General features: G+C 34.1%; 20 protein-coding genes. 8 read left to right on the top strand and 12 right to left on the bottom strand.

Annotated elements, in window-relative coordinates; all coding sequences use genetic code 11:
* Positions 1-5 precede the first annotated feature (5 nt).
* The 3 genes from EJA19_RS04920 to EJA19_RS04910 are packed head-to-tail and all read left to right on the top strand — an operon-like array spanning position 6 to position 2108.
* Positions 6-1298, top strand: a complete 1293-nt coding sequence (locus EJA19_RS04920; protein WP_125467244.1) for a Glu/Leu/Phe/Val family dehydrogenase — start codon at positions 6-8, stop codon at positions 1296-1298.
* A 13-nt stretch (positions 1299-1311) separates the two neighbouring features.
* Positions 1312-1704: a GreA/GreB family elongation factor gene (locus tag EJA19_RS04915; RefSeq protein WP_125467243.1), complete on the top strand. Its 393-nt coding sequence runs from the start codon at positions 1312-1314 to the stop codon at positions 1702-1704.
* Between the two features lie 26 nt (positions 1705-1730).
* Positions 1731-2108, top strand: a complete 378-nt coding sequence (locus EJA19_RS04910; RefSeq protein WP_125467242.1) for a hypothetical protein — start codon at positions 1731-1733, stop codon at positions 2106-2108.
* Positions 2109-2150: 42 nt separating this feature from the next.
* Here the strand turns inward: EJA19_RS04910 and EJA19_RS04905 are convergent, their stop codons facing one another.
* From EJA19_RS04905 to EJA19_RS04870, 8 genes are all read right to left on the bottom strand, one after another.
* Complete coding sequence (locus tag EJA19_RS04905) at positions 2151-3692, bottom strand: acyl-CoA carboxylase subunit beta (RefSeq protein WP_125467241.1); 1542 nt, start codon at positions 3690-3692, stop codon at positions 2151-2153.
* A complete protein-coding gene (gene accC, locus EJA19_RS04900; protein WP_125467240.1) occupies positions 3692-5140 on the bottom strand; it encodes an acetyl-CoA carboxylase biotin carboxylase subunit in 1449 nt (482 codons plus the stop codon). Before accC ends, EJA19_RS04905 begins: the two co-directional genes overlap by 1 nt.
* Before the next feature lie 49 nt (positions 5141-5189).
* Positions 5190-5672, bottom strand: a complete 483-nt coding sequence (locus EJA19_RS04895; RefSeq protein ID WP_125467239.1) for an acetyl-CoA carboxylase biotin carboxyl carrier protein subunit — start codon at positions 5670-5672, stop codon at positions 5190-5192.
* Between the two features lie 77 nt (positions 5673-5749).
* Complete coding sequence (locus EJA19_RS04890) at positions 5750-6415, bottom strand: 3'-5' exonuclease (protein WP_125467238.1); 666 nt, start codon at positions 6413-6415, stop codon at positions 5750-5752.
* On the bottom strand, positions 6415-8337 hold the full coding sequence (locus EJA19_RS04885) for a DUF294 nucleotidyltransferase-like domain-containing protein (protein ID WP_125467237.1): 1923 nt from the start codon (positions 8335-8337) through the stop codon (positions 6415-6417). Before EJA19_RS04885 ends, EJA19_RS04890 begins: the two co-directional genes overlap by 1 nt.
* A 42-nt stretch (positions 8338-8379) precedes the next feature.
* Complete coding sequence (locus EJA19_RS04880) at positions 8380-9051, bottom strand: PrsW family intramembrane metalloprotease (RefSeq protein ID WP_125467236.1); 672 nt, start codon at positions 9049-9051, stop codon at positions 8380-8382.
* Between the two features lie 4 nt (positions 9052-9055).
* The gene (locus EJA19_RS04875) at positions 9056-9607 is read right to left on the bottom strand and encodes an NUDIX hydrolase (protein WP_125467235.1); all 552 of its coding nucleotides are present in this window, start codon (positions 9605-9607) and stop codon (positions 9056-9058) included.
* Between the two features lie 33 nt (positions 9608-9640).
* Positions 9641-10729, bottom strand: a complete 1089-nt coding sequence (locus EJA19_RS04870) for a M42 family metallopeptidase (protein WP_125467234.1) — start codon at positions 10727-10729, stop codon at positions 9641-9643.
* Positions 10730-10860: 131 nt separating this feature from the next.
* Here EJA19_RS04870 and EJA19_RS04865 point away from each other — a divergent pair, with 131 nt between their 5' ends.
* Complete coding sequence (locus EJA19_RS04865) at positions 10861-11535, top strand: DUF4294 domain-containing protein (protein ID WP_394342045.1); 675 nt, start codon at positions 10861-10863, stop codon at positions 11533-11535.
* A 9-nt stretch (positions 11536-11544) separates the two neighbouring features.
* Entirely contained in the window at positions 11545-12171 is a 627-nt protein-coding gene (gene trhA / locus EJA19_RS04860) for a PAQR family membrane homeostasis protein TrhA (protein WP_125467233.1), read from the top strand.
* A gap of 58 nt (positions 12172-12229) precedes the next feature.
* On the opposite strand, the gene EJA19_RS04855 is transcribed toward trhA, so the two are convergent.
* The 4 genes from EJA19_RS04855 to EJA19_RS04840 all read right to left on the bottom strand — a co-directional run bounded on the left by EJA19_RS04855 (position 12230) and on the right by EJA19_RS04840 (position 15401).
* A complete protein-coding gene (locus EJA19_RS04855) occupies positions 12230-13369 on the bottom strand; it encodes a PorT family protein (protein WP_148101710.1) in 1140 nt (379 codons plus the stop codon).
* Positions 13370-13537: 168 nt separating this feature from the next.
* Complete coding sequence (locus EJA19_RS04850) at positions 13538-13969, bottom strand: DUF4268 domain-containing protein (protein WP_125467231.1); 432 nt, start codon at positions 13967-13969, stop codon at positions 13538-13540.
* Between the two features lie 16 nt (positions 13970-13985).
* Positions 13986-14669 (bottom strand): ZIP family metal transporter, encoded by a 684-nt coding sequence (locus tag EJA19_RS04845; RefSeq protein WP_125467230.1) that lies wholly within the window; start codon positions 14667-14669, stop codon positions 13986-13988.
* Positions 14670-15401, bottom strand: a complete 732-nt coding sequence (locus EJA19_RS04840) for a class I SAM-dependent methyltransferase (protein WP_125467229.1) — start codon at positions 15399-15401, stop codon at positions 14670-14672.
* A gap of 91 nt (positions 15402-15492) precedes the next feature.
* Between EJA19_RS04840 and EJA19_RS04835 the strand changes: the two genes are divergently transcribed.
* The 3 genes from EJA19_RS04835 (at position 15493) to EJA19_RS04825 (ending at position 17537) form a co-directional block, all read left to right on the top strand.
* Positions 15493-16650 (top strand): THUMP domain-containing class I SAM-dependent RNA methyltransferase, encoded by a 1158-nt coding sequence (locus EJA19_RS04835; protein WP_125467228.1) that lies wholly within the window; start codon positions 15493-15495, stop codon positions 16648-16650.
* An 84-nt stretch (positions 16651-16734) separates the two neighbouring features.
* Complete coding sequence (locus tag EJA19_RS04830) at positions 16735-16944, top strand: hypothetical protein (protein ID WP_125467227.1); 210 nt, start codon at positions 16735-16737, stop codon at positions 16942-16944.
* Between the two features lie 20 nt (positions 16945-16964).
* A complete protein-coding gene (locus EJA19_RS04825; protein WP_125467226.1) occupies positions 16965-17537 on the top strand; it encodes a hypothetical protein in 573 nt (190 codons plus the stop codon).
* Positions 17538-17580 lie beyond the last annotated feature (43 nt).

The following is a 17580-nucleotide window of genomic DNA, read 5'->3' as shown; positions in this document are numbered from 1 at the left end:
TACACATGTTAACACAAGAGTTAAAAAAGAAAGAGCAACCTAAACAAGGTATGCTAGAAAATGTGATGAAACAATTTAATTCGGCCTCAGAGATGGTAGGATTAAACAAAAACATAAAAAAAATACTTTCAGTAACAAATAACGAACTTATTATTCATTTTCCAGTTAGAATGGATAATGGTGACGTGGAGATTTTTAAAGGTTATCGCGTTCAGCATAATAATGCTTTAGGGCCATACAAAGGCGGATTACGATATCATCCAACAATAGATATCGATGCGGTTAAGGCCTTGGCTATGTGGATGACCTGGAAAACCTCTTTAGCAGGTTTGCCTTACGGTGGTGCTAAAGGTGGTATTCAGATAGATCCTAAAAAATATTCAACTGCAGAATTAGAACGTATTACAAGACGATTTGCTTATGCTTTGGGCGATAATATTGGTCCAGAGCATGATATACCTGCACCAGATGTAAACACCAACGCGCAAACAATGGCGTGGATAGCAGATACATATATGTCTACAAAAACACCTTCCGAGCGTTCAAAAAACCAACATGTTGTTACAGGAAAACCTATTGGTTCTGGTGGATTAGAAGGAAGAGATAGAGCCACAGGTTTTGGTGTGTATCTTACTATAAAATACTGGGCAGAGCATAAAAATATTAGCCTAAAAGATAAAACATTTATTGTTCAAGGTTTTGGTAATGTTGGTTATTGGGCAGCTCACTTTTTAGAGCAAGATGGCGCAAAATTAGTAGGTGTACAAGATGCCTATGGCTCAATTAGTAACGCTCAAGGTATTACTGTTGAAGAGTTGTTAAACTACTCTAAAGCAAATCAAGGGAGTATTGTAGGGTATTCTGGAGCTTCAAATATTGATAAAGCAGACTTCTTTGGTTTAGATTGCGACATTTGTGTGCCAGCAGCTTTAGGCAATCAAATAACAAAAGAAAATGCATCAAAAATAAAAGCCTTTTTAATTGCCGAAGGTGCCAATGGACCAACAACTGTTGAAGCCGAAAAATTGCTGTTAGATCGCGGTATAGAAATAATTCCAGATATATTGTGCAACTCTGGTGGCGTTATAGGAAGTTATTTTGAATGGCTTCAAAATAGAAACGGAGAATTATGGGAATTAGACGAGATTTTAATCAAGCTCGATAAAAAACTAAAAGAAGCTTTTAAAAAAGTGTTGCAAACGGCAACAGCCAGAAATTTGGATATGCGTTCTGCGGCTTATGTGATTGCTATAGAGCGTATTGAAAAGGCTTATGTTCAACGCGGAATTTTCCCATAAATAATTAAGATGTATGAAATATGGATGTATTGTACTTGAAAAGAATGCGTATGTAACGATAAAACGCTTGTTAAGTTTATCGGAAAACTATAAAGTCGACACGCGAAAATACTCCATTAAGCGTTTGTCGGACGAGTTAAAAACAGCGCAAATAGTTAATAGAGAAGAGTTGCCTCAAGATGTGATTAGATTTAATTCACTAATAACAGTGTCGACAAAAGATAATAGTTGGGAAACAACGTTTCAACTTGTACTTCCCACCGAAACTAACGCAGCTTTAAAAAAAGTATCTGTTTTAGCACCTATGGGAGCAGCCGTAATAGGGTATGCTATAGGCGATGAAATAGAGTGGGAGTTCCCTGCTGGTGTTAAAACGTTAATTATAAAAGATGTGTCGCAAAATTAAGGTAACCATACAGAATTTTAATAATAATGAAATTAGAAACTTATTTTGACCATGATTCCGATGATCAAATTATTCAAAAGCGTAGTGAGAATGAATTAACGTTATGGGTAAATCATGTTAGTTATATTATAGAAGAAAGTGATAGGTTGGCTAAAATAGCATCAAATCTATTAAAAGAAAGTGTATTAAGAGACCGTTTTTTAATTATGATAGAACGTGCAATTGTTGTCTCTAAGGTGTTAAGTAATTATAAAAAGGCAATGCCTAATTATAAAGAATGTGATCATTTAGAATGTGATTTGTATTATATAAATGAGCATGAAAAAGTGAGGCAAGAGTATTTAAAAATTATTAAAGATAATCGAGAACTTAAAGAGGAGTTTTACACTCAACTTCTTAAATAGCCAATAAAAAAGGAGACAACTTTAAGTTGTCTCCTTTTCTTTTTACAACGGAATATTACCGTGTTTTCGTTTTGGTTTATCTACGTGTTTGTCTTCTAACATAGCAAAAGCTTTTATAAGCTTTCGTCGGGTATCTTTTGGTAAGATAACTTCGTCTATAAAGCCACGTTCTGTGGCACTATATGGATTGGCAAAGCGGTCGGCATATTCGGCTTCTTTTTCTTTCCATTTAGCTTCAGGATCATCCGATGCTGCAATGTCGCGTCTAAAAATAATCTCTGCTGCTCCTTTGGCACCCATAACCGCAATTTCGGCACTTGGCCATGCAAAATTCATATCGGCACCAATGTGTTTAGAGTTCATAACATCGTATGCACCACCGTAAGCTTTACGAGTAATTACCGTAACTCTTGGTACTGTAGCTTCGCTAAAAGCATACAGTAATTTAGCACCATGAACAATAATACCATTCCATTCTTGATCGGTTCCTGGTAAAAATCCTGGAACATCTTCCAAGACCAATAAGGGAATATTAAAACTATCGCAAAAACGCACAAAACGTGCTGCTTTTTTAGAGCTATTTACATCTAATACACCAGCTAAAAACATAGGTTGATTAGCTACAATACCAATAGATTTTCCACCTAATCTAGCAAAACCTACAATAATATTTTCGGCATGATCTTGATGAATTTCATAGAAAGAGTTATCATCAATAATACCAGAAATCACATCGTGCATATCGTAAGGCTTATTAGCATTATCTGGTACAATGTTAGATAATTGCTCACGAACTTCATCATTTAATTTATAAGGAATCGCCTTAGGTTTTTCTTGATTGTTCTGCGGAAGATAGCTCAATAGTTTTTTAACGTCTTCCAGACAAACTACATCATTTGCTGAGGTTTTGTGCGCAACTCCCGATTTAGAAGCGTGTGTGGACGCACCACCTAATTCTTCGCTGGTAACTTCTTCGTTGGTGACCGTTTTTACTACGTTTGGTCCAGTAACAAACATATAGCTACTGTTTTCTACCATTAAAGTAAAATCGGTCATGGCAGGTGAATACACAGCACCACCAGCACAAGGTCCCATAATAGCTGAAAGTTGTGGGATGACACCAGAAGCTTGTACATTACGATAAAAAATATCGGCATAACCGCCAAGCGAACGTACACCTTCTTGAATTCTAGCACCGCCAGAATCGTTAAGACCAATAATGGGTGCGCCAACTTTAACCGCTAAGTCCATGACTTTACAGATTTTTTCGGCATGAGTTTCAGATAGTGAGCCACCAAAAACCGTAAAATCCTGTGCAAAAACATAGACTAATCTGCCGTCAATAGTACCATAACCAGTTACAACGCCATCGCCATAAAACTGTTGTTTGTCCATGCCAAACTCTTTGGTTCGGTGAGTAACAAGTGCACCAATTTCTTCAAATGACCCTTCGTCTAATAAGTACTGTACACGCTCTCTAGCAGTTAATTTTTTCTTGTCGTGTTGTTTTGCTATACGTTTTTCACCGCCGCCTAAATGGGCTTCGGCAAGTTTATTGTTTAAGTCTTTAATTTTATCTTCCATTAGTGGCTTGTATTTGGTACTCGTAATTGTTTTTTGTCTTCTAAATATTGCTTTACGGCAATTAACGCTGCAATGTGAGCTTCGTCTTTTTGGTTGTTTTCTAAAGCTTCTGGAGAATAGTATTTTTTTACAAAATGTGTGTCAAAATTCCCTGAGCGAAAGGCCTCATGCTGACACACAAAAGTTCCAAAAGGTAAGGTTGTTTCAACACCTTTTATATGATAATTCCCAATAGCTTGAATCATAAGTTCTATAGCTTCTTCGCGAGTGTTACCATAGGTGATTAATTTAGACAGCATAGGATCATAATAAATAGGAATATCCATACCTTCTTTAAAACCATTATCGACACGAATATTATCGCCAATAGGTAATTGGTAAGTTTCTAATTTTCCTACACTTGGCAAGAAATCGTTTAAAGGATCTTCGGCATATACACGTAATTCTAAGGCGTGACCATTAATGTTTAAATCGTCCTGTTTTAGTGCTAATTCTTCGCCACGAGCGACACGAATTTGATGCTCTACCAAATCGGTTCCTGTAATGAGTTCGGTAACAGGGTGTTCAACTTGTAAACGGGTGTTCATTTCTAAGAAATAGAAGTTGTGTTGGTCGTCTAAAAGAAACTCCACTGTACCTGCACCAATATAATCACAGGCTTTAGCAACTCTTACAGCGGCGTTACCCATAGCTTCGCGTAGTTGTGGTGTTAAAACAGCTGAAGGTGCCTCTTCAACCACTTTTTGGTGTCGACGCTGAATGCTGCATTCACGTTCAAATAAATGGACTATGTTTCCATGTGTGTCGGCCATGACTTGAATTTCAATATGTCTTGGTGAGGCTACATATTTTTCAATAAATACAGAACCGTCTCCAAAAGCAGAAGTGGCTTCACTAATGGCGCGATTCATTTGCGATTCTAAATCTTTTTCTTTTTCAACAACACGCATCCCTTTTCCACCACCTCCAGCAGAGGCTTTAATTAAAATAGGAAAGCCAATGTCTTTGGCAATAGTTTTGGCTTTTTCAACATCGGTAATGGCTTCGTCAATACCGGGAACCATAGGAATATCGTAAGCTTTTACAGCTTCTTTAGCGGCTAGCTTACTGCCCATAATTTTAATGGCTTTACTTTTTGGCCCAATAAAGGTAATGTTGTTGGCTTCGCATAACTCCGCAAAGTCGGCATTTTCACTTAAAAAACCGTAGCCTGGGTGAATACCATCAACGCCTAATTTTTTAGATATTTCAATAATTTTATCGCCTAAAAGATAGGATTGATTTGATGGAGCTTCGCCTACACAAACAGCTTCATCGGCAAAGGTAACATGTGGCGATTGTCTATCTACGGTCGAGTAAATAGCAACGGTTTTAATGCCCATTTTTTTTATGGTTTTCATAACCCTAAGGGCAATTTCACCACGATTGGCAACTAATATTTTTTTCATAAATAAGATGTTATTTATAGGATAGACTAAAAGAATAGTCTATATGTTGTTATTCAAATTCTAATAATAATTGATTTTTGTCTACAGCGTCGCCTTGGCTTACGGCTATGGATTTAATAATGCCATCTCTAGGCGAAGTCAAGACGTTTTCCATTTTCATGGCTTCTAAAATCAATAAACTATCGTCTTCTTTTACTTCTTGTCCAACGCTTACATTAATATCTAAAATAAGACCTGGCATAGGAGCTTTTAAGTCGTTAACGTGCTTAGCGCTTCCTATTTCGAAGCCCATATCTTTAATTAAAACGTCCAAATCATCAGAAATGGACATGTTATAAAGGTTGTTGTTAACTTTTACCTGGTATGTTCTTTGATTGTAATCGGATTGAACGATTTGTGTTTTATAGCTTTTAAAATCTTTTAAAAGATGAAAATGATTATCAGCTATTTGTTGAAGGTCTAATTGTTCAACGTCTTTTGAATCTATTTCTGTTGAAACGTTTCCGTTAACCGAAACTTGAAATTTACTCATAAATTTTGCTTTTAAAGGATAAAGATAGACATTCTCTAACGTTTTCGTAAAGTTGGTTTGTTAAATGTGCTAAATTGCTATACTTTAAATAACGTTTTAAGTGTCATCCCTTTTTTGTTTTTTAATATAGTGGTGGTTTTTAAAAAAATTAAAGCCGTTATTAACGCATCTCCTGCTGCTGTGTGGCGATCTGAAACATCTAATAAATACTTATCTGCAATATTATCTAGACTTAACTCTTCTTGGCGATTAAAGTTGGTTTTAATCCGGGTGGCATTGTACAGTCGTACTGTGTCAAGAATTTTATTTTTTAAATGAGGAAAACCGTGTCTTTCTAACATTTTGTTAATCATGGTGACGTCAAACTTAGCATGGTGTGCTATAATTATGGCATTGCCTAAGTACTCTAAAAACTTTTCTATAGCTTCATATTCTGTTAAGGTTTTTATGCGCTCATTTTTGATAATTCCATGAATTTCTACTGTTTTTTCATTAAAACGTTCTTGTTTGATGTAGATTTCGAAAGAATGTGCTATTTGAATCTCGTAATTCAGAATTTCAACAGCACCAATGCATAATATTCTATCTTTTGAATAGCTAAAGCCTGTCGTTTCAGTATCAAGTACAACAAAACGAGCTGATTTTAAATCTTTATGAGTATCTGGAGAAAAAGAATTCTCATACTCATTCCAGAATTCGGGAAGTGTAAATTGTTTTGCGCGTTTTTTAAACCAATTAAACATTATAGTAATGTACTAATATTAAACCTAACTTTTATAAACTCTTGAACGTGTGAAATGGTTTTAAAACATCGTTTTAGTTTCATTTTTTCTTCTTTAGTGAGTTCTTCTAACTTAATAAATCGCCCATTATCATTATTTATAAGGCCGTGTTTTGTTCTAAATTTTAAAATAGCTTTAAAGGCATAAGAGCACCCTAAATACAACTCTTTATTTTGTGGAAACATGTCTGCTAATTTTTCAAATCGTTCGGCGGTGTTATTAATATTTTTTATTTGGTAGGAAAGTGCTAACACGCGTCCAGCATCAACAATAGGCATTAAGGCTCTTTTTTTAAGGTCGAATTGGTCTTTGTGCTCTCCGTTAGGTTCTACTAAAAACTGTCTAAAAAAGCCTAAAGGCGAAGCATTGCTTAAGGCGTTTGCGGCCAATTTAGATATAAATATGGTGTTGTTTTTTGTAATATCTAAAACATGATTAGCTAAGGCATTGGTTAATCTAGAGTCGCCATAGCTAATATCAAAATCAAAGAAAATATTGCATAACAGAAGTTCATCGTTTCCTGTATTGGTGGTCCATTTTGTAAATTGTGCTTTCCACTCGTCTAAGCTTAAACACCAATTGGGGTTTTTGGCCATCATATCGGCGGGACAATAATCAAAACCTATGGTGTTTAGGCGTTTGTTTACTTTTTTGGCTAGTTTTAAAAAATAAGCTCTGGTGTCTTCAAGTGTGTCTTCTGGAACATTTTCAAAAATAATAGCATTATCTTGATCGGTATGCAGTAATTGTTCTTTTCGTCCTTGACTACCTAACGACATCCAGGCAAATGCCACAGGCGGATCTTGTTTCATTTTTACTAAACAGCGTTCAATAACACGTTTTATGGTAGCATCGTTTAGTTCAAAAATAATTTTGTTTGTATGAGTAAGTGGAATGTTTTGCATGATGTAGCCGTTTAAAAGCACCATGATTTTCTCGCGAATACGTTTTAAATCTTTTGTGGTGTTAGAACGTTTTATGGCTTTCATTAAAACGGAAGGGTTGGTTCCTTTCATAACAATCATATCGTGCTCTGAGGCTAAACCAATAATCTTGGTGTTTGGCGTGCCATCTTCAGTAATACATAAATGGCCTATGCGGTGTTTTAACATGGTAATTTGTGCCTGCGCTATGGTAATATTTTTAGGATAGCACAGTACAGGTGATACCATAATATTGGTTACAGGTTCACTAATTGTATGAAGTCCAGTAGCAACTTTATTTCTAATATCTTTATCGGTTACAATGCCAATGGGCTTTCCATCGTCTTCAATAATAATTGAGCCTATATTTTTTTTGCTCATAGTTTTTGCAATAGTCTTTATTTTTGAAGAAGGCTTAGCTGTAATAATTTTTTTGATGTAATTAACAGGTTGAAGCTCGAAATGGTTATCGGTTGGGTTTAAAATAATTTCTGCATCCGAGAAGAATTGTACATGATGTTCTTTAGTAAATGGGTTTTCGGTGTTAGAAGCAAAACTTTCTATAAGGTAATTGCCAATGCTTTTATTTTTTTCGGCCATGGGTCTAAAAATATCTATTGGAATGGCGTAAAGAATACACTCTTCGGCTGTTTTAGCTGTAATGGCATAATTTTCTTTTGCAAAAAGTGGACGTAACCCAAACACATCGCCTTCGTCAAACTTGTCAAGAACCTCACTTTTATCAGGTTCTAACGCTTTAATTAATGATACGGCACCTTTATGAATAATATAAAAATGACTGTGTAAGGTTTCGTTTTGGCGGTAAATAACATGCCCTTTTTCTGCATAAGTTATTTTAACTTGTTTAGAAATTTCTAGTAATTGGGGTTTTCTTAAAAGGTCGAAAGGCGGAAAACGTTTTAAAAAATCGGCAATACGTTCAGCGATAGTGTTTTTCATAACACTAATTTAAAACACCAGAGGCAAACTTCATAAGAAATACTATTTAAAATGCGAGATATTTTGGTGTTTCTTAATGGCTTTTCTAGAGAGTAATAACCCTATGGCTAACGATATAAAAGCACCAACCCAAACGCCAGGAATAAAATCGATAAACAAGAAGAAATCGTAAGCTCCGTGAAAAATAATGGCTAGGAGTAATCCTATTAAATTAAGGAGTCCTCTGTTTTTACCGGCAAATTTAGCTTTCCCCATAAAATAGCCCATTAAAATACCAAAAGTGGCATGGGCGGGAACAGCTGTAAATGCTCGCAGTAATGCTGTTTTATAGCCGCCATCTAACACATACATGATATTTTCGGTGGCGGCAAATCCCATCGAGACCATAACGGCATACATAATACCATCGTAAGGTTCGTTAAAAGCAGGTTTTGGCTGATTGTAAAATCTAACAATAATATATTTGCTAAACTCTTCTGTAAATCCAACAATAAAAAACGCTTTTATAAACTGTTGAAAGACTACAGAGCTATCTAACGGTAAAATAAAATCGAAAATAACATACATAACCGTGGTTATGATAATACTTACAAAAGCCCCAAATAAAAAACTGTAGAGTAGGAGCAGTTTGGGTTCTTTTTCATATTTATCCTTAACGTAGATATATAGAATAATGGTAAAAACTGGAGCGAGCGCAAATATGATGAGATTCATAACGCTAAAGTACAATTTTAATTTGGTCTAGAATAGTGGTATAGTAATCTAGGTTTGAGGCTATAAAATGGTTGTTGTTTTTACTATTTTTCAGTAAGCTTTTAAATGCCATTGTACTTACAAGTTTTAAACTTTCAACCTCATCAGCTTGGGGCTTTAATTGTTTTAAAGGAACTCGTAATTCAGCTATAAAGGTATGATGAAATTCATTGTCGATAATACCATTATCATAAGTTTGAAAACATGGAAATACACCTATTTTATGTAAGTCGCTTTGTTGTAAGGTTAAGTTTATTTCTTCTTGTGTTTCCCTTATAATAGCCTGTTCTGTGGTTTCGCCAGCATCTACATGGCCAGCTACGGAAACATCCCAAAGTCCAGGACAAATCACTTTTGTAAAACTGCGTTGTGCCAATAAGATTTCACCTGCTGTTGTATAAAGCCATAAATGAGCTGTGTTATGATGATAGCCTTTTTTATGAATAACAGATTTTAAGGCCGTTTTACCTGTTGGCTGCCCGTCTTTGGTAACAATATCTATAAGTTCATCTGTCATAAAAAAAGATTCCCACTTTCGTGGGAATTTTAACTATTTAAAATAAGAAAACGTATCGCCTTCCTCAATGTTAAGAAGCGATTCGTAAATAAGCTTAATTACATTCTCAACATCATCACGGTGTACCATTTCAACCGTTGTATGCATATAGCGTAATGGTAACGAGATTAAAGCTGAAGCCACGCCGCCATTACTATAAGCAAAGGCATCAGTATCAGTTCCAGTAGCTCGCGATAGTGCCGAACGTTGGAAAGGTATGTTTTTAGCTTCGGCCGTATCGGTGATTAAATCGCGTAATTTTTGTTGCACGGCTGGTGCATAAGCTACCACAGGACCAAGGCCAAGCTCTAAATGTCCTTCTTTTTCTTTTTTAATCATGGGTGTAGTGGTGTCGTGAGTCACATCGGTTACAATAGCGACGTTTGGTTTTATGGTTTCGGTAATCATTTCAGCACCACGTAAGCCTATTTCTTCTTGTACCGAGTTGGTGATGTATAATCCAAATGGTAATTTCTTTTTGTTTTCATGAAGTAAACGTGCTACTTCAGCAATCATAAAACCACCCATACGATTATCTAAAGCGCGACAAACAAATTTATCGCCGTTTAAAACATGAAATTCGTCTGGGTAAGTAATAACGCACCCAACATGAACGCCCATGTTTTCAACTTCTTCTTTATCTTTTGCTCCCACATCTATTGTAATGTTTTCAATAGTTGGAGCTTGTTCTTTCGATTTGTTTCTGGTATGAATAGCCGGCCAACCAAAAACACCTTTTACAATGCCATTTTTGGTGTGAATGTTTACCACCTTGCTTGGCGCTATTTGGTGATCGCTACCGCCATTTCTTATAACGTGAATTAAGCCATTATCGGTAATATAATTTACATACCAAGAGATTTCATCGGCATGTCCTTCAATCACCACTTTGTATTTGGCTTCTGGGTTAATCACGCCAACGGCAGACCCGTAGGTATCGGTTATAAATTCATCAACATAAGGTTTTAGGTAATCCATCCAAAGCTTTTGCCCTGTCCATTCATAACCTGTTGGTGCTGCATTGTTAAGATATTGTTCTAAAAAGTCTAACGATTTTTTATTAAGTATACTTTGTTTTGCCATTAAAAAAATTTTGCACTAAAATAATAATATTAATACGATTTTAAGGGTTATAGGGCTGTAAATTGTTAATTTTAGACCGTAGTTTTTTTGGTATAGTTTTAGATAATTGTGTACTGAAGTTTTTTGCACGTATGATTAAAAAAATAATAACAATAGGGTGCTTTATAATGTCCTTTTTAGGATATGGACAGGTTATGCCCGAAACTGAAATTGATTCTACTGAAACAAAATACATTATTATTGAAGGCGATTCTATTCCTAAAACAAGTATTGATTTAGAAGAGGTGATGATACTTCATAAACTAAAATTTGAAGATAAATACGATAGGCGCCGTTATATTATTTTAAGACGAAAAACACTTAAGGTGTATCCTTATGCTAAACTAGCTTCAGAACGGTTGGAAACACTAACACAACGTTTGGCAAGCATGGATAATAAGCGTGATAAAAAACGCTACACTAAAATTATTCAAAAGTATATAGAAGATGAGTTTACAGCAGAATTAAAAAAACTAACAAGAACCGAAGGTCAAATTTTAGCTAAATTAGTACACAGGCAAACTGGCGTAACAACTTTCGATTTGGTTAAAGATTTACGTAGCGGTTGGCGCGCCTTTTGGTATAACAGTACAGCCAGATTGTTTGATATTTCGTTAAAAGAAGAATTCGATCCAGAGAATAATAAAGAAGATTATTTAATTGAAGATATATTACAACGTAATTTTCAAAGCGGGAAACTAGAATATCAAGAATCGGCCTTAGATTTCGATTTTTACGAGCTTGCCAATAAATGGGTAAATCAATAATACAGTAAAATGAGAGTGCAAACGCCTTTTGAAGAGAAACTAAATGCATCAACGCATGCGTTTGGTGTACTTTTGGGAGTTGTGGCTTTAAGTTTAATGGTTGTTTTTCAAAGTAATAAAACACCATGGAGCTTATTTAGCGTTGTGGCATATGGTTTGTCTATTATTATTTTATTCTTGGCATCAACATTATATCACTATTCAAAACGTGAAAGAATAAAGTATTTTTACAGGATACTAGATCATATAAGTATATATCTTTTAATCGCAGGAACATACACGCCAGTATGTTTAATAGCTTTAGAGCAGAGTAAAGGATGGTCGTTATTTTGGTGGGTTTGGGGTATTGCAGCCTTTGGAGTGGTGCTTAAGGTGTTTTTTACAGGGAAATTCGAGGTGTTTTCTGTGTTGTTATATCTCGCTATGGGATGGCTTGTAGTGTTTGATTTTAGTTTTTTATCCAATACTTTAGGAGCCGATGGTATTTTGTGGCTTTTTGCTGGTGGTTTAGCCTATACCGTAGGTATTATTTTTTATGCCATAAATCGTATTCCTTACAATCATGTTATTTGGCATCTTTTTGTATTAGCAGGTGCTATTAGTCATTTTATCATGATTTTCTTTTACGTTATTTAACCATTTTATTCCTACTTAATGGGTACTCCGTAGATTCCCCGTATAAGTAAGTTTTTTCTTATAAAAAAGTGTAGCCTAAGCATAAGGAAAGACTCTTATAATCAGTATTGTAAAAAACATATTCATCAAGTAGCTCTTGAGATGTTTGGTATCTAAACTCGATACTATACCTATTGTTATATTTATAACCTATGCCAAAAGAAAAATTACCTTTAGATTTACCTTCTAAATCTACTAAATCACTTCTCTCTTCTGAATAAAATTTATTGGTAAGTTCTACATCAAAAACATAAGCTGCATTAAGAAATAGTTTAGACTTTTCGCTAAGAAAAGAATAATACTTTACACCAAAAGGTATTTCAATTGAAGCGTATTCTACTTCTACATTTGTAGATTTGTTTTGTAAAAAGTAATTAGTATAATACAGAAGCCCTTCAGATTTATAAGATTGATAAGTTGGCTCCAAATAAACACTCCATTTATTATGATTAAAAGGTAAAACTAATTCTGTCTCTAAGCCGAATGTAATATTTGTATTATTTCCAAAATCAACATCTCTAGGAGCTTGTGAGTTTGACATTTTTAATGAGGCACTTTGTAGTCCTATTTTTGCTGATAAATGCAATTTAGCTTTGTTATTGCCCTTGTAAACAGTATAAGTATTAGTTTTACATGTATTATATTCTTTAAATACTTTAATTAGAGACTTTTCTCTATACTCAGTATGTCTTAATTCTTCTAGGTCTAAATCATCACAATTTAAATTTTCCCAAATTTGTTGTTTGTATTCATTGTTTTCTTGAACGTAAAAATTACCACCTTGTACATATTTTGGACTGTCAAGATTGTCATTATCGCTTACAGGCCTTAAGTATTTCTTATAAATTAACATGATGGGTGTTGAATTGTCAAGACTGTAAAAGTAGCGAATGATCTCGCCGTCTTTAAAAGAGTATAAATTAGCTTTTCCTTCAACAAGTAATTTTAAAAAAACAGTTTCTTCTTTGTAAACTGGGTCTTTAGTTTTTGTTAGTTTATTGGTGTGTTCACTAGATCTATCTATATTAATAGTCGCTTTTATAAATTTAGTATGTCTATCGATAGAAAATTCGTTAACTTGCTGAATATTTAGTGTTTGTGCTTTTCCTTCTTTTGCAAGTTTATATTTAAAAGAGGTTGGGTTATTTTTCCACCCCATATCTTTTATAAGACAGTTTGTTTTTTCTTTTGAACTGGTTATAAAGTATCCTTCTTTAAAAGTTACTTGACCAAAAACGGATACGGATAAAATTAATAAAAAAATAAAAAAGATACTTTTTTTCAAAATGACTGATTCTTATAAGTTATGCTGCAATAATATATTATTTTAACGAGTTTCCAAAAAATAATTATATTCTTCAAAAAACGTCTCAAAAAGGATCATGTTGGTATTAAAGAAAACCATCACGTCTTGCCAGCTATTTTTATTATGAATACTAACCTTACCTTCTAAAGGCAAATAAATTCTGGAAATTTCTTTCCCATTATCTAAGAAATACGCTTCCTCGTAAATAACATCTGGTAAATATTCATTGGTAAGAATCGTTTTTAAAGCAACTAATTTTTCCCAACACATAATACGATTTTCCAAATCGTCTTCAAGGTCTAAAGCGATAAATGCTTTTTTTGTGTCAAAATGAAACTTAAAACTAAGTCCTTTAATTTTGGTATTGTACAAAATCCATTTTCTAGGAAAAGACTTCCCAAAACTTGTCCAAAAGTCTTGTCGTAACTGTCTAGATTCTTCTTTTGAAAACACAGGTTATAGAATTTAATTAAATAATGTATGCAATAGCGATACCTAATAAAATAGCGAATAGTTTGCCAAAACTTAATTTATGATTATGCCCTTCTTCGTTTTCAAATAAAATAATGGTAGCAATATGGAAAAAGATACCAATTACTAGTGCGTGAATACTTAATAAAACTGTGTCGTTTAAATGCGTATTATTAGAAATATAGGTGCCTAAAGGGGTCATGATAGCAAATACAGTTAAAAATAAAATCATTTGTTTTTTAGAAAAACCAGACTGTATTAAAAACGAGGTAATAAGCATAGCAATAGGAATTTTATGAATTAACACGCCGTAAACCATATCGTTGTGTTCGTGAATAGGAAAGCCTTCTAAAAAACTGTGCAAACACAAACTGATAAAAAGTAACCAGGGAAATTGGTTTTTTTGATGCTTATGAATATGAATGTGACCATGTTCGGCACCTTTTGAGAAAAATTCCAAAATAACTTGGAGCAAGATACCCAACATAATGAACAGTCCTGTACGTTTGGCACTTAAATGATGATATACTTCGGGAAGCAATTCAAACAGCGTCATAGCTAATAAAAAGGCACCGCTAAAGCCAAGTAAAGGTTTTACATAGCTCCTTTTTTGGTGTTTAAAAACAGTTACCAAAACAACACCTAGTATAACAGCTAAAATGGGAAAAAGATAAGCAATCATTTAGTTAAAAATCATAATTAAACGTTCGGATGTTTTAGGGTTAAACTTGCTTAAGTTATAGTCGCCAAAAACATCTAATAAATAAATACCGGCTTCATTAAAAAAGGATTCAAAGTCATGCAAATGTAAGGCTTTTACACGTTCTTCGAATTGAAAATCTTGCCCATTATCATGAAAAGAAATCGATTTGTAAAGATGGTCGTCTTTAAAAAAGCGCTCAAGATTAAAGGTAATACCATCAATAGTTTTGGTGCTTTCTGGTGTTAAATTGTCAAGGACATAATTTACATTCATAAAATCAATTACCCCAAAGCCATGGGGTTTTAAATTCTCTTTTATGGCTTTAATGGTTTTTAGGTTATCGTTATCATCATCAAAATAACCAAAACTGGTAAATAGATTAAAAACGGCGTCAAATTTCTGCCCAAATGGGCGAGACATATCATGAACCTTAAATTTTAGTGATCCGTTTTCAAACTGTTTGGCATAGGCAATGCTTTGCTCAGACAAATCGGCACCAATCACATTATAGCCTAAAGTATTTAAAAAAATAGAATGTCGTCCTTTGCCACAGGCTAAATCTAAAATACAGCCTTGTTCAGGTAGGTTTAAATAAGCCGTTAGATTATTCATGAATAATTCGGCTTCCTTGTAATTTCTGTCTTTATATAAAATGTGGTAATATGGTGTGTCAAACCACGAAGCATACCATTGTGTTGTGTTTTTTGTCATACCTTTTTAAAACAGAAGAAATCTCTTTAGTGAAATTAAGCTTTTGTTGCCGCAAAAATACTGTATTTTTGTATTCTATCTTTTAAAAGAAATGGAGAATAATTTCAATATGGTTGCCAAAACCTTATTTGGCTTTGAAGAATTACTAGCAAAAGAATTAAGACAGCTTGGTGCGCAAGATGTGAAAAAAGGTGTTAGAAATGTTAGTTTTGTGGGTGATAAAGGCTTTATGTATAAAGCTAATTTAGGATTGCGTACAGCTATAAAAATCCTAAAACCAATAAAAACCTTTCAGTTACGACACGAAGATGATTTGTATAAAATGGTTTACAAATTGCCGTGGGAAAAATACCTAAAACCTACAGGAACTTTAGCTGTAGATGCTACGGTGCATTCCAAAGTGTTTAAGCATTCAAAATATGTAGCGTTAAGAACTAAAGATGCCATTGTAGATAAGTTTAGAGATACGACAGGAAAACGCCCTGATGTAGATTTAAGATTCCCAGATTTAAAAATTAACGTCCATATAGATAGGCAACGCTGTACCATTTCTTTAGATAGTTCTGGAGAATCGTTACACCAGCGCGGTTACAAACTAGCAACTAATATTGCGCCAATTAACGAGGTGTTGGCTGCAGGACTGATTATGTTATCTGGTTGGGACGGACAAAGCGATTTCATGGATCCTATGTGTGGCAGTGGCACCTTATTGGCCGAAGCCGCTATGATAGCTTGTAATATTCCGCCTAACTTAATGCGAAAAGAGTTTGCTTTTGAACGTTGGCAAGATTGGGATGTCGATTTGTTTGAAACGATTGAAGAATCGTTATTAAAGAAAACCAGAGACTTCCACTATAAAATTATAGGGTACGATAAAGCGCCTTCGGCAGTAAGAAAAGCAAAAGAAAATATAAAAAACGCCCATTTAGACGATTTTATAACGATTGAACATGAAGACTTCTTTAAAACCGAAAAACCTGTTGAAGGCAGATTGCATATGGTCTTTAATCCACCTTATGGAGAGCGATTGGCTATAGAGATGGAGCAGTTTTACAAAGATATTGGTGATACGTTAAAGCAAAATTATCCCGGTACAGACGCATGGTTTATCACTTCAAATTTAGAAGCTTTAAAACACGTAGGCTTACGACCCTCAAGAAAAATAAAGCTGTTTAATGGGAAATTAGAATCGCGCTTAGTAAAATATGTGATGTATGAGGGCAGTAAAAAAGCAAAATTTAATAATTAATACATGAAGACTAGAAGCTCTCTTTATATGTTAAAAAATATATGTACTTTGTAGCTTTATTAATAACACTCAAAATAATTTTTTATGAAAACAACTTTTAAAGTTATATTACTATTGTCTGTAATTTTTGTGTTTTCGTGCAGGGACGAAAAAAAAGAACAAGAAGCAGAAGAGGTTCAAGCTACTGTTGAGCAAATAGAAAGTGTTGAAGCCGAAGTTGAAAAAGCATCAGAAGATGTAAATGAAGATGCCAAAGAGCTCGAAGAAGCTATGAAAGCATTAGATAGTATTTAATTAAAAAAATTGAAATCATTATGAAAGCAATAAAAAAAGTAATGTTACTTATGGCCTTACTAACATTTACGTTAGTAACAGCGCAAGAAAAATCTAAAGGGAAAAAAGAAAAAGTTGAAAAAACTTTAAAAAAGGATAATAAAGCTTCTAAAAATAAAGCTAAATCGCTAGAAAAAGAAGCCAACAAAAAAGCTGAAAAACAGAGAGAAAAAGCAAAAGAGACATCTCAAAAGAAAAAAGAAGAGAATAAAGCTAATGCTTATGGTAAAAACAAAGGAAACCTATCTGGACGTGAATTTGGACAAGCCAGAGCCACAGAAGCAAAAGCTATGATGAAAAAAGAAAAACAACGCTTAGAAGAAAACGAACTTATGTTAGATCGCAGTGAAAAGCGTATAAGAGAAGCTAGAAAGCGATTGCAAGTTGCTAAAGAAAAAGGAGAGTTATCTGAAAAAGAACTAAAAACTAAAGAAGGACAAATTCTTACCGCAGAAAAGAAGCTAAAAGAGTTGCAATTATCTGTAGATAATAAGAAAAAGGTCATGAGAACTCAAAACGAGAGGCTTTCCAAGATTTATAAGGAAGAAAAATAAGGTTATTAAAACAAAAAAAAGGCAAACCCATGAGTTTGCCTTT

It is taken from the genome of Mangrovimonas spongiae (assembly GCF_003944795.1).
Lineage (GTDB): Bacteria > Bacteroidota > Bacteroidia > Flavobacteriales > Flavobacteriaceae > Mangrovimonas > Mangrovimonas spongiae.
The sequence above is the reverse complement of the archived record's forward strand: the minus strand, read 5'-3'. Positions and strand labels throughout refer to the sequence as shown.

Bases quoted from the DNA above. Each gene is read 5' to 3' on its own strand.
- EJA19_RS04920 (WP_125467244.1), top strand. From the start codon at position 6: ATGTTAACACAAGAGTTAAAAAAGAAAGAGCAACCTAAACAAGGTATG.
- EJA19_RS04915 (WP_125467243.1), top strand. From the start codon at position 1,312: ATGAAATATGGATGTATTGTACTTGAAAAGAATGCGTATGTAACGATA.
- EJA19_RS04910 (WP_125467242.1), top strand. From the start codon at position 1,731: ATGAAATTAGAAACTTATTTTGACCATGATTCCGATGATCAAATTATT.
- EJA19_RS04905 (WP_125467241.1), bottom strand. From the start codon at position 3,692: ATGGAAGATAAAATTAAAGACTTAAACAATAAACTTGCCGAAGCCCAT.
- accC (WP_125467240.1), bottom strand. From the start codon at position 5,140: ATGAAAAAAATATTAGTTGCCAATCGTGGTGAAATTGCCCTTAGGGTT.
- EJA19_RS04895 (WP_125467239.1), bottom strand. From the start codon at position 5,672: ATGAGTAAATTTCAAGTTTCGGTTAACGGAAACGTTTCAACAGAAATA.
- EJA19_RS04890 (WP_125467238.1), bottom strand. From the start codon at position 6,415: ATGTTTAATTGGTTTAAAAAACGCGCAAAACAATTTACACTTCCCGAA.
- EJA19_RS04885 (WP_125467237.1), bottom strand. From the start codon at position 8,337: ATGAAAAACACTATCGCTGAACGTATTGCCGATTTTTTAAAACGTTTT.
- EJA19_RS04880 (WP_125467236.1), bottom strand. From the start codon at position 9,051: ATGAATCTCATCATATTTGCGCTCGCTCCAGTTTTTACCATTATTCTA.
- EJA19_RS04875 (WP_125467235.1), bottom strand. From the start codon at position 9,607: ATGACAGATGAACTTATAGATATTGTTACCAAAGACGGGCAGCCAACA.
- EJA19_RS04870 (WP_125467234.1), bottom strand. From the start codon at position 10,729: ATGGCAAAACAAAGTATACTTAATAAAAAATCGTTAGACTTTTTAGAA.
- EJA19_RS04865 (WP_394342045.1), top strand. From the start codon at position 10,861: ATGATTAAAAAAATAATAACAATAGGGTGCTTTATAATGTCCTTTTTA.
- trhA (WP_125467233.1), top strand. From the start codon at position 11,545: ATGAGAGTGCAAACGCCTTTTGAAGAGAAACTAAATGCATCAACGCAT.
- EJA19_RS04855 (WP_148101710.1), bottom strand. From the start codon at position 13,369: ATGGGGTGGAAAAATAACCCAACCTCTTTTAAATATAAACTTGCAAAA.
- EJA19_RS04845 (WP_125467230.1), bottom strand. From the start codon at position 14,669: ATGATTGCTTATCTTTTTCCCATTTTAGCTGTTATACTAGGTGTTGTT.
- EJA19_RS04840 (WP_125467229.1), bottom strand. From the start codon at position 15,401: ATGACAAAAAACACAACACAATGGTATGCTTCGTGGTTTGACACACCA.
- EJA19_RS04835 (WP_125467228.1), top strand. From the start codon at position 15,493: ATGGAGAATAATTTCAATATGGTTGCCAAAACCTTATTTGGCTTTGAA.
- EJA19_RS04830 (WP_125467227.1), top strand. From the start codon at position 16,735: ATGAAAACAACTTTTAAAGTTATATTACTATTGTCTGTAATTTTTGTG.
- EJA19_RS04825 (WP_125467226.1), top strand. From the start codon at position 16,965: ATGAAAGCAATAAAAAAAGTAATGTTACTTATGGCCTTACTAACATTT.